At 38.6% G+C, this 9220-nt stretch carries 12 protein-coding genes; 5 read left to right on the forward strand and 7 right to left on the reverse strand.

Going from position 1 to position 9220, the window contains the following annotated elements; all coding sequences use genetic code 11:
- Positions 1-127: 127 nt before the first annotated feature.
- Genes BGC07_RS12080 through BGC07_RS12095 form a run of 4 tightly spaced genes read right to left on the reverse strand, consistent with a single transcriptional unit; the run spans position 128 to position 2246 of the window.
- The gene (locus BGC07_RS12080) at positions 128-400 is read right to left on the reverse strand and encodes a hypothetical protein (protein ID WP_069313321.1); all 273 of its coding nucleotides are present in this window, start codon (positions 398-400) and stop codon (positions 128-130) included.
- A gap of 2 nt (positions 401-402) precedes the next feature.
- Positions 403-1392, reverse strand: a complete 990-nt coding sequence (locus BGC07_RS12085; RefSeq protein ID WP_235603132.1) for a TonB-dependent receptor domain-containing protein — start codon at positions 1390-1392, stop codon at positions 403-405.
- Positions 1301-1777, reverse strand: coding sequence for a hypothetical protein (locus tag BGC07_RS12090; protein ID WP_069313323.1), 477 nt, complete (start codon positions 1775-1777; stop codon positions 1301-1303). The genes BGC07_RS12085 and BGC07_RS12090 overlap by 92 nt, the downstream gene beginning before the upstream one ends.
- A 34-nt stretch (positions 1778-1811) precedes the next feature.
- Entirely contained in the window at positions 1812-2246 is a 435-nt protein-coding gene (locus tag BGC07_RS12095; RefSeq protein WP_069313324.1) for a TonB-dependent receptor, read from the reverse strand.
- 387 nt (positions 2247-2633) lie between these two features.
- On the opposite strand from BGC07_RS12095, the gene BGC07_RS12100 reads away from it, so the two are divergent.
- The 4 genes from BGC07_RS12100 (at position 2634) to BGC07_RS12115 (ending at position 5938) form a co-directional block, all read left to right on the forward strand.
- Entirely contained in the window at positions 2634-3026 is a 393-nt protein-coding gene (locus BGC07_RS12100) for a glycine-rich domain-containing protein (protein WP_069313325.1), read from the forward strand.
- A gap of 32 nt (positions 3027-3058) precedes the next feature.
- A complete protein-coding gene (locus BGC07_RS12105; RefSeq protein WP_069313326.1) occupies positions 3059-4036 on the forward strand; it encodes an ABC transporter ATP-binding protein in 978 nt (325 codons plus the stop codon).
- Entirely contained in the window at positions 4026-4799 is a 774-nt protein-coding gene (locus BGC07_RS12110) for an ABC transporter permease (protein WP_069313327.1), read from the forward strand. The genes BGC07_RS12105 and BGC07_RS12110 overlap by 11 nt, the downstream gene beginning before the upstream one ends.
- 185 nt (positions 4800-4984) lie before the next feature.
- The gene (locus BGC07_RS12115; RefSeq protein WP_069313328.1) at positions 4985-5938 is read left to right on the forward strand and encodes a DUF481 domain-containing protein; all 954 of its coding nucleotides are present in this window, start codon (positions 4985-4987) and stop codon (positions 5936-5938) included.
- Positions 5939-6016: 78 nt separating this feature from the next.
- On the opposite strand, the gene BGC07_RS12120 is transcribed toward BGC07_RS12115, so the two are convergent.
- From BGC07_RS12120 to BGC07_RS12130, 3 genes are all read right to left on the reverse strand, one after another.
- The gene (locus BGC07_RS12120) at positions 6017-6289 is read right to left on the reverse strand and encodes a hypothetical protein (protein WP_069313329.1); all 273 of its coding nucleotides are present in this window, start codon (positions 6287-6289) and stop codon (positions 6017-6019) included.
- Positions 6290-6375: 86 nt separating this feature from the next.
- Positions 6376-6855 carry a CBS domain-containing protein gene (locus BGC07_RS12125; protein WP_069313330.1) on the reverse strand — a complete coding sequence of 160 codons (480 nt, stop codon included), beginning with the start codon at positions 6853-6855 and terminating at the stop codon, positions 6376-6378.
- 119 nt (positions 6856-6974) lie between these two features.
- Positions 6975-7499 (reverse strand): TIGR00645 family protein, encoded by a 525-nt coding sequence (locus BGC07_RS12130; RefSeq protein ID WP_069313331.1) that lies wholly within the window; start codon positions 7497-7499, stop codon positions 6975-6977.
- 147 nt (positions 7500-7646) lie between these two features.
- Between BGC07_RS12130 and BGC07_RS12135 the strand changes: the two genes are divergently transcribed.
- On the forward strand, positions 7647-9218 hold the full coding sequence (locus BGC07_RS12135; protein WP_069313332.1) for a FimV/HubP family polar landmark protein: 1572 nt from the start codon (positions 7647-7649) through the stop codon (positions 9216-9218).
- Positions 9219-9220 lie beyond the last annotated feature (2 nt).

The raw sequence follows: 9220 nt of genomic DNA on the forward strand, positions 1-9220 counted from the left end.
TTGTTGTTTTTATTAAGATTAAATATTTTTTCAATGTTTTTGTTTGTTTTATTTGTGTGGTATTGTTTTATTTTACGGCTGTTTTTACTCACTTGCTTTTTATGTTCGGGAACTACAAGTTTAGAATTTATATTTTTAAAGCCGTGTAATTCTGGATTATTGTTTCTTGGTTTTTTTCTATCTTTTGATGTGTGGGGATGGTTTTGGGTTCTTTGGCCTGAATCGGTAGAAACTGTTGAATGAATTGAGCGTTAATAATCGTTGCTTTTTGACCGGGGATTTTATAGTGAGGAGGGTTAAGTTGATAGTATAATATTAACCCGAACAATAAGGTGAAATGTAAGCTAATACTGGGGAGTACGCCGGTTTTAAAAGTCAGTCCTTTGAAGTATTTAACCATGATTAAGCCCAGTTATACTCAATAGTGAATAAGGCGGTAATTCCATCGGCTGGGTAGTATGTTGTACGTGCTCCTTGGATTTGTTGGTGATCGCTGGTATACATTGCAGGAGAGTAAAGAGAGTAGCGGGCGTAGTTTTTGTTGAATAAATTTTTAATGCTGAGGTTAATTGTTAATTTTTCCCATTTTTTCCTGATATTTAAATCAGTGAGAAAATAACCTGGAACTTTTGATCCGTTCTGATCTGTGCCTTTGTTGTCTAGATCATTGGCGGGGTAGCTGCTGCTATAATAATTTTCCATAATATTAAAACTCCAGTCTTTTGGCCAGGTGTAAGTTAGGCCCAAACCAGCGCTAATGGGTGAAACTGCTGGAACTTGTTTGCCTGCATAAGTTCCGGAGCTAACGCGGGCGCGGACTAAGCTTGCTTGAGTATTTAAAATTAGGTTTTTGCTAAGGCTGGCTTGATCATAAATGTTTAAGCCAATACGGCGTGTGGGCGGTAGATTGCTTACGGTGCCAAAACCATTGTTTGTGTCTGGAGTGTAAGTGATTTCATTATTTAAATCCAAGCGATAAATTCCGAATTCAAACTTATTGACTCCTTGGTGCCATTTTAAGCCTGTTTCATAGGAAATTCCGGTTTGCATTTGTACATTATTAATATTACCATTGGCTCCCCAAAGCTTTTCTTTACCATTAATAAAGCGATAATCAGTATCGCGGCGCAGATAAAATTCAAGGTTAGATGTCTGATGCCAAATCAAGCCTTGCTCATTGGCTAAGAAGTGATCATGTGTTGAGCTATTTTCTGTTGTTGTGCTCGCGTTCATCCATTGGTTAGCGTAGCGTGCACCGAGCACTAAATCGAGCTTATTTAAAATAGGAAACTTAAACTGATTAAAAAGATCGGCGACTTTTTTCGTTCGCCTCTTGTACTTGTATGCTTTGAGAGTAATTATGGTAATTGCTTTTCTGTAAATCAAACCCACCGATAAAATATTTTAAATAAGAAAAGTTATTTTGTAATAATAAACTGTTTTGATCTAACTCTAATGGAGTAATTCCATGAAATTTTCCTGTGTTTTTATCAGTCAGATACATGACTTGGCTATTCCATTGCCAGGCTGGGTTGATAATGAACTTATTGGTTGCGTAGAGAATATTCCCTTGAGTTGTTGTATCGGGTGTGGCTGGCGTATCTGTTTGATTGTTGTTGTAAATGAGAGCGTCTTGGTTTTCGATGTAGTCACGATAAGATAGCCAGTTTAAGCTCACACTATCTTTATCGCCGATATAATCGACTTTTGCGTTAATATTATAATCCTGTTGTGACTTATTTTGATCGTGAGTGATATTGGAGATAGAGCCTCCCAAATTAACTCCGATGTGGGATGGGTAGCGTTCACTATCAAAAAAAGTTAGTTTGAGTTTGGTCTCGATTACCGAGGCCAAATCCGGTGTATAATTCTCGTTTGCCTGGGACATGAGTTTTTAGATTCACAACGCCGCCGACCGCTTGGTTGCCATACAAACTGCCATAACTACTTGGGATTAAACTGATGCTGGCGATATTTTGAATCATCACCGTATTTAAATTTGGGCCAACATTAGTAAAGCTTGTGAGTGGAATGCCATCAACGAGTAACAATGAGTTAGTGTTTGCATTATCACCAAAGCCGCGTACTGCAATTGCAGTTTGGTCCTGTTGAGCTGAGCTGGTTTTAATTTGAACAATGCTTTGCTGGCTTAAAAAGTCACTGACCGAGGTTGCCCCTTGTTCTTGAATTTCTTTTTGGTTGAAGGTGACATCTGTGCCGGTATTTTTAGAGCGTTTTTTTAGCATTTTGGGTGCCGCTGACATTTAGCGTAGGAAGAGTGATTGTTTGGCTGTGACTGACTGTAACTAGGGAGCAGATGAGAAACAGTATTTGGATTTTATTTTTGGGTAAAATTATGCTTGATGCAGTGGTATTTGTATTTCTCATTGACATCTTTCCAGATTGGTAGTTAAATCAGTGGCACGCAATATATCATTGAGAAGAGGAGAAAGTAAATGTCAGCTTCTAAAAAAAAGTTAATTGAAAACTTATTTGCAGCCCCAAGCGAAAAAAAAGGTAACTGGCAAGTTTATTTCAATTAGTAAGTTAACGAAAAGTGCTGCTGCTGGGTGTAATGGGCAATGTGCAAGTGGGCACTGTAAATAGTAGCTTATACTGAATAATATCTTATTATGATTAATCTTAAATCAGCACACGATTATATTGAGCGGTTGGATCTTGACTATATCTGTCGCTCTATGTGCTCAGATCTGTATCCATTACCTCAGTGGCAATGGCAAACAGTAAAAACTTGTGAGATGCTCTATAAGCGCTATCTATGGCTTCGAGTGCGATTTCCAGAAACAGCCTTGGTGCCGACAAAGGAAATTGATGAGTTTTGGCATAATCATATCCTTCATACAAAACGTTATATGGAAGATTGTCATGCTTTAGTCGGAGGTTATATTCATCATCGCCCTGCTGACCTAGAAAATGATGACCTAGATGTGCTAGCAAAAGATTTTGAAGTAACGCAAACACTTTATTTAAAAGAATTTGGAGAGCCGCTAAAGGTTTTGTTGTGAGATGTTCTTGAAGAGGCTGCTTAGTAGGGCAAATGGCAACAAAATTTGAATTAAAATCTGCCCCAGCTCTTGAAGTTGATGGCTTAACTAAAGTCTATGAAAAAAGTGATTGCGCATTAGATCAAGTCAGTTTTTCAATAGAGCAAGGTGGATTTTATGCGTTACTCGGCCCAAATGGTGCGGGTAAATCTACTTTAATTAATATTATAACGGGATTAATTAGCAAAAGTTCGGGGACTGTTCGAGTTTTTGGTTTTGATTTATATCAAGGGGCTAACAGCAAAGCTAAAGAGCTGATTGGCCTTGTTCCTCAAGAGTTTAATTTTAATCCTTTTGAAAGCGTTGAGCATATTCTTTACACTCAAGCGGGTTATTACGGTTTATCAAAGAAAGAGGTTTGCAGTAAAGTTGAGTTTTATTTAAAAAAACTAGGCTTATGGGAAAAGCGCCGACAACGTGCTAGACACTTATCAGGCGGAATGAAACGGCGATTAATGATCGTTAGAGCATTGCTGCATGAACCTAAGCTCCTTATTTTGGATGAGCCTACTGCTGGTGTTGATATAGAATTAAGGCTTTTAATGTGGGATTTTCTTAAGGAATTACATGCACAAGGGAAGACGATTATTTTAACTTCGCATTACTTTGAGGAAGTAGAAAATCTATGCAAACATATTATTATTATCAATAAAGGTAAGTTGATAGAAAATAACGCTGTTGATTATCTATTGAAAAAAGAAATGAAAAATAATTTTTTAATTGAGTTGAAATCACCTAAATCTTTTAATTTATCTTCGGCTGGAAATAAAAAATATTTTGATCAGTTAGACTTTGTTAAGGTTGATGAAACTCGGCTGCGTTTTTTTCTTGATAAAGAACAGACGCTGAATCATCTTGTTAATGCTCTAAGCCTGCAGGGGATAGAAATAGCGAATATCACGCGTGAGTCGAATACGCTTGAAAATATTTTTATCAGTTTAACGCAAAAAGATAACAAAAATGTTTGCTAGAAAATCGCTGGTTGCATCGAAGACTATAATTAGTCAAGAAATTAGAAAAACTAAGCAAGTATGGTTGCAAGTACTGTGTCCAACAGTATTGAGTACATTACTTTACTTTATTGTATTTGGCCATCTAATGGGGCTGCATACAAAAATCATCCAACATTTAAGCTATCTGGAGTTTATTGCACCGGGTTTGATTATGATGGCAATGATTATTGCAGCTTATGATGCAAGTGTCTCAACTGTTTTTCTAAGTCGCTATAATAAGTCTATTGAAGAAATTTTGATTTCATCAATGTCTGTTAGAAATATTACCTCCTCATTGATGATCGCAGGAATGTTAAGAGGTTTGTTGATTGGGTTTATTGTTTTTATTGTGAGCCTTTTTTTTATCAATATTTCTGTTAAGAATATAATTCTGGTATTAACTGTTTCAATTTTATCGACTTTGTTATTTTCTTTAATTGGCATCATCACCGGAATTTATATTAAGGGCTTTGATCGAATAGGCATTATTCCTTTGTTTATTATTCGACCCCTTTCTTATTTGGGAGGCTTATTTTACCCTTTAACAAGCCTGCCTGTATTTTGGTATAAAATTGCTATAGTTAACCCCTTAGCCTACTTGATTGACGGCTATAGGCAAATATTTTTTTATAAGCCGACTATTGCTGCTTTTGAATTAATAATTTATTTATTGTTATTTATATGTCTATTGTATTCCATGGCATATAGTTTAATTAAATGTAAAAAGAATTTTTCCCATTAGGCAAAGGGCTGGCCTATTTTAGCGCATGTTTTCATTTAAATGAATCCGAGGCTGGCTTTTGCTTTTGATTTAGTTTTTATTGTGTAAATTTTTGCTTGGAAAATCTTTAGTTTTTATTGTTTAAAGACGGTTGAGCTTTGCTAGGGTTAGCCGTAGAATGACATAAAAAGTTTTAGAGGATCATTATGAAGCGGATGACAACAGCCTCTTTGATCGCAGTAGGTTTGGCTTGTATAGCTGCACCTTTGAGCCATGCTGCAACCGAGGTTAATACGGATGATGTAAAAAGTTTAGAGGCAAAAATTGCCGCTCAACAAAAAGCACTCGCAGAAAGTCAACAACAACTTACTGCAATGAAAGCAGCATTAGTTAAGTCAGGGCAGCTAAAAGCAGAGCCTGCAGCAGATGAAAAAAATAAAGAAAAATCAACAAGTCACTCTGGTAATGAGGTTAAATCCACTGCTACACCTGCTAAAAAACCAGAGGTGAGTCGCTGGAAAGGAACCAATTTAGGCGCAGGGGCGACGATTAATACTGGGGATAATTCCTCGCAAAAATTAAACGGCGTGTTGAATCTAAAGTACACAACCTTGCCTTGGGAGTACAGTGCTAAGGTCGATCCTCAGTACCAGCACTCTAGTGATCAGGGGGTGAGCACGAATAAATATAATGTGATTTTAGCGGCGAATTATTATTTTACGCCTAAGAATTTCATTTATAACAATTTTACTTATACTTACGATAAGTTTGATGGTAATGATTATTACTGGAATTACTCCGCAGGTTATGGTCGTACTCTCTACCAAGGGCCAGCAGTGACGATTACCGGGCAGATTGGTCCAGGTTATGTGCAGCGTAAAATTCAAGATACCGGTGAAGTCCAACGTTTGCTCGCTTTAAATACCATGGGTAAGCTGGATTGGCAGATCAATGATAAGACGGTCTTTAGCCAGAGTGTAACGCCTGTGTATACGACTGATTTAACGACGGTGACAACTTCTACGGCTTTAACAACGCAATTGGTGGGTAGTTTAGGCTTGCAGGTGCAGTTTGATACGAAATACTTATCGAATGTTGCTGATGGGTCGCGTCGCTTTACCACAACGACAAGCTTAAATTTACTTTATACGTTTGCTTAATAAAGTAATATGATGCAGAGCTAATCTATTGACCAAGTGATCAAAATAGTTTGGCCTGCCTATGTGAGAGGCTGAGCATTAGGCGTGTGGGAGTTGATGCTCTCCCGAGGTGGTAAGAGCCTGAGCGATTTTTTCAAGATAGAGTGGGTCTTTGTCGATAAAGCCTTCAAAAACTTCGACTTCTGATTCATGGTCGTCATGACGGCTAAAATAGAACTTTAGATTTTGATAGTCTTCGAGTTGGTAATCTGCGCCGTTATAGGTGAGATGATAGGTTTTATGCGGTTCAAAGTGGTGATCACGGTGTACCTGGTGAATGCAACGGTCAATCCAGCCATGTAGTTGATTCATAGTTATAACCCAAATAATACAGAGTAACTTTACAATTAGACTAGATATTCTTTTTTAGGTTCAATGCTGGACTGATTTATTGCTTTTTACTGCGATTGTCCAGGATCATTGTCCGTTTCTTTAACATCGATTAAAGAAAGCGGGTTTTGAGTGTCGTTTTGATGATCTTTAATAAAGTGTTTAATGATATCTTTCCAACTTAATATGCCGCACAAACAGTCAGTTTCATCAAGGACAGGTAGACAAGAAACATCTTTTTGTAAGATTTTATTGGCTGCTGCTTCGATCTTTTCATTCGCATGAATGCACACCGGATTGCGTGTCATAATTTGGTGAGCAAGGCGGTTGGCAGTATCAATATCTCGAGTTTGTTCTGCTGCGGTTCCCCAGTAGGGACTCAATGCTGTGACGATATCACTGTCTGAGACGAGGCCAACTAAATGGTTGTCATGGACGATGGGTAAGTGGTGAATCTGTTTACTTTTGAAAAAGTTATAGATCTCGCCGATAGTGCTATCCATATTGCCTGTAATGACCGGGCTGATCATAATGTCTTTAACTATCATCCTGTCCCCCCATTTTTACTTTATCGCCTCGTTTTGGTTAGACTACTGTCCCTAAATAATAGCTGAAATTATTGTGCTAGATTTAAAGTTCTCTCTAACTGTTTATATTTAATTAATTTTTAGATGCGTTTTTCAATCCAACTCATCAGTGCTAAAAGTAAGGCTGAAGCGATAAAGGTGAGGTGGATAATGACACTCCAGAGTAAGGTTTGTGAATTTAAAGGGGTATTTGGGCTGACGGACTCTAAAAAGACTTTAAGTAGTTGAATCGAAGAGATGGCTACGATGGAGGCTGCAATTTTTAATTTCACACCACCATGATTAAGGCGCTTGATCCAAATGGGTTCCCCTTCTTTGTGATCTACGTCTAATCGTGAGACAAAATTTTCATAGCCACTGATGACAACAATGATGACAAGATTGGCAATTAGGATGATATCGCAGAGTGATAATGCGGTGACAATTAATTTTTCTTCGTTAAGCTTTGATATATTTGCATATAGGTCATAGACATCCATCGCAGCAAAATAAATAAAGGCAAATAAGACGAATAAAATGATGATGTAGATGGGGGCTTGCAGCCAGCGGCTGGCGAAAATCATTTTTTCGATGCTTTCTTCTAACTTTGAAGGCGTTCGTTGCATGTGAAATCTCTTCGGCTAATTGATCAAAAAGTAGTATCAATGGCTTTGTTATTTTTTGCAAGTGGGTGTTTATGATAAAGGCGTCTAAGCTTAAAGTGATGAGAAATATATGTAGCTCTAGATGGAGCTAGGAGCGCTACGCAGTTGGTGAAGTTAATCATTAGCGCAGTCGTTTTTTCCTTATCTATAAGCATAAGTGGAACTGTTGCAGCTAAAAATTATGGCCCCGTGAAAGCGAAGGAAACTCTGTGGAGTATCGCTAAGGCCAAGCGTCCTAAAGGCATGTCAATTCCTAAAATGATGCAAGCGATTGTCCGTTTAAATCCAAAGGCGTTTAATAATAATGATCCGGCAACCTTGAAAAAAGGGGTGGTTTTAAAGCTGCCAAGTTTTGCAGTTGCGAAAAAAACAACGGCTACCACCAAAAAAGTAATTACGAAAAAAACAGCTCAGCCTAAGCGACCAACACCAGTAAAAACAGTTAAAGTGAAAAAGTCTGCAGTTGCTAAGCCGGTAGCTCCTCCAGCTAAAAAGGTTATTATCGAGAAAAAAGTGAGCTATATTCCAACAGATAAGCCACGCCAAATCGATAATGAGTTAAAAGCGCAATTAAGTCATATTACTGAGCAAATGTCAGAGCTAACACGCTCCGTAGAAGAAGTTCAAGAAGAAATGCTGAGTGTCGCCAAAGATGTGCAGCAAACCTCGATGGGGGTTTTGCAATTAGAAGAATATCAGCAGGATTTGCAACAAGCTGAGCGTGAGCGTTTAGCACACCAGGAAAGAGAAGCGCTTGATCAGCAAATTTTGCGTAAGCGCCAAGATCACATTGAAGAAATTCCTGTTGAGCTAGGGCAGCAAAAAGCAATCGCTTCGAGTGACTCTGTGGCAAGAGAAGGACCATTAAAAGCAAAAGAAAATCGAATTGATAGCTATCTTGATGGGACAATTTTTGATTGGTTACTGCTTGTTTTGATTCTAATAGGTTTGATTCCATTGGTTATGCTCAAACGCTATATTCGTGATCGCAAGCTAAGTACAGAGCAGGTAGTTAAGAAGAAAATAGCGCCAGTAGCGAGCGCAGCGGAACGCAAAGAGCCTGTTGTGCAGTCTGTCGCGAAACAAGAAGAGGGAAGGCCTGCTGCGACTGTAGGTATGGCAAATGTAGTAACACAGACTATATCAGAGCCATCGTTAAAAGCTAAGGGGTTTGCAGATCCAGTTTCCGTAGGTTATTTGGTTGCGATGTCAAAGCAACAATACCATCAAGCAGAGACTTTATTAAAAGAGGCGATTGCTGATCGACCTGATGAGCTTGAGTTACAACTTAAGCTGTTAGAAGTTTATGCGATGACTCACCAAAAAACAGAATTTGAGGATTTAGCCGAGAAGTGCACAGCTTATCCAGGGGAACATGATCGAGATATTTTAATCGCTCAAATTACCAATATTCGTAACTCTGCCTGGGGTGTTAAAGCAGCGGTTGCCGATAATGCGACGGTAAGCTTAAGTGATGTGACCGAAGCGTTGGATAGTTCGGCTACAGCAACTAAGCCTATTGCAGAAGAGTCGTTAGAATCAGCGACAGATGAGCTCATACTGGGAGAGTCTAGTTCTCCGGAGACTGAAACCCCAGAAGCTGAAACCCCAGAAGCTGAAACCCCAGAAGCTGAAACCCCAGAAGCTGAAACCCCAGAAGCTGAAACCCCCAGAAGCTGAAA

It is taken from the genome of Piscirickettsia litoralis, from assembly GCF_001720395.1.
Classification (GTDB): domain Bacteria; phylum Pseudomonadota; class Gammaproteobacteria; order Piscirickettsiales; family Piscirickettsiaceae; genus Piscirickettsia; species Piscirickettsia litoralis.

Coding starts and splice junctions, on each gene's coding strand:
- BGC07_RS12080 (WP_069313321.1), bottom strand. CDS start 400: ATGGTTAAATACTTCAAAGGACTGACTTTTAAAACCGGCGTACTCCCC.
- BGC07_RS12095 (WP_069313324.1), bottom strand. CDS start 2,246: ATGCTAAAAAAACGCTCTAAAAATACCGGCACAGATGTCACCTTCAAC.
- BGC07_RS12100 (WP_069313325.1), top strand. CDS start 2,634: ATGATTAATCTTAAATCAGCACACGATTATATTGAGCGGTTGGATCTT.
- BGC07_RS12105 (WP_069313326.1), top strand. CDS start 3,059: ATGGCAACAAAATTTGAATTAAAATCTGCCCCAGCTCTTGAAGTTGAT.
- BGC07_RS12110 (WP_069313327.1), top strand. CDS start 4,026: ATGTTTGCTAGAAAATCGCTGGTTGCATCGAAGACTATAATTAGTCAA.
- BGC07_RS12115 (WP_069313328.1), top strand. CDS start 4,985: ATGAAGCGGATGACAACAGCCTCTTTGATCGCAGTAGGTTTGGCTTGT.
- BGC07_RS12120 (WP_069313329.1), bottom strand. CDS start 6,289: ATGAATCAACTACATGGCTGGATTGACCGTTGCATTCACCAGGTACAC.
- BGC07_RS12125 (WP_069313330.1), bottom strand. CDS start 6,855: ATGATAGTTAAAGACATTATGATCAGCCCGGTCATTACAGGCAATATG.
- BGC07_RS12130 (WP_069313331.1), bottom strand. CDS start 7,499: ATGCAACGAACGCCTTCAAAGTTAGAAGAAAGCATCGAAAAAATGATT.